Genomic DNA, 1,082 nt, shown 5'->3' with positions numbered 1-1,082 from the left:
ACGACATTAACGGCGACTATAACCAAGGTGTTGGCAATGAAGGGTCAGGCCAAATTCACGGCCTATGATCAGATAGATAATGCGCCGGAGGAAAAGGCAAGGGGTATCACCATAGCAACGGCCCATGTGGAGTATGAGACGGACAACAGGCACTATGCGCATGTTGACTGCCCCGGGCACGCCGACTATGTAAAGAACATGATAACCGGAGCAGCGCAGATGGACGGGGCCATATTGGTAGTGAGTGCCGCAGACGGTCCTATGCCTCAGACCAGAGAGCACATATTATTGGCAAGACAGGTAGGTGTGCCCTACATAGTGGTGTTTATGAACAAGACGGATATGGTGGATGATCCTGAGCTTTTGGAGCTGGTGGAGCTTGAGATACGAGAGCTGCTGAGTAAGTATGGTTTTCCTGGGGATGAGATACCGATAGTGAAGGGCAGTGCGTTAAAGGCGATAGAGAGTGCGGCCACAGACCCTGGTGTGGCGGAGTACAAGTGCATACTGGAGCTGATGGATGCAGTGGATGCGTATGTACCGCAGCCGCAGAGGGCGTTGGATAAGCCGTTTTTAATGCCGATAGAGGATGTGTTTTCGATAAGCGGCAGAGGGACGGTGGTAACTGGGAGAGTGGAGAGGGGCATAATCAAGGTAGGAGAAGAGGTAGAGATAGTAGGGATATCGGCTACGAGAAAGTCAGTGGTGACCGGAGTGGAGATGTTCAGAAAGCTGCTGGATGAGGGGCGTGCCGGAGATAATATAGGAGCGCTTTTAAGGGGAGTAGGTAAGGATGAGGTGGAAAGAGGGCAGGTGTTGGCCAAACCCGGCAGTATAACTCCGCACACAAAGTTTAAGGCGGAGGCGTACGTGTTGACAAAGGAAGAGGGCGGCAGGCATACGCCATTTTTTAAGGGATACAGGCCGCAGTTTTATTTCAGGACAACGGATGTGACGGGAGTGTGTGAGTTGCCTGAGGGGGTGGAGATGGTAATGCCTGGTGATAACATAAGCATAAGAGTAGAGTTGATAGCGCCCATAGCAATGGAGAAGGAGCTGCGTTTTGCTATCCGTGAAGGTGG

The 1,082-nt window shown here is 51.8% G+C and carries 1 protein-coding gene; it reads left to right on the top strand.

The annotated features are described in order from the left end of the window. On the top strand, positions 1-1,082 hold a 1,082-nt coding region (tuf, locus tag H7844_15970), incomplete at both ends, for an elongation factor Tu (protein MEO5358775.1).

This window comes from Nitrospirae bacterium YQR-1, assembly GCA_039908095.1.
Taxonomy (GTDB): domain Bacteria; phylum Nitrospirota; class Thermodesulfovibrionia; order Thermodesulfovibrionales; family Magnetobacteriaceae; genus Magnetomonas.
This window is presented reverse-complemented; position numbering and strand designations above follow the sequence as displayed.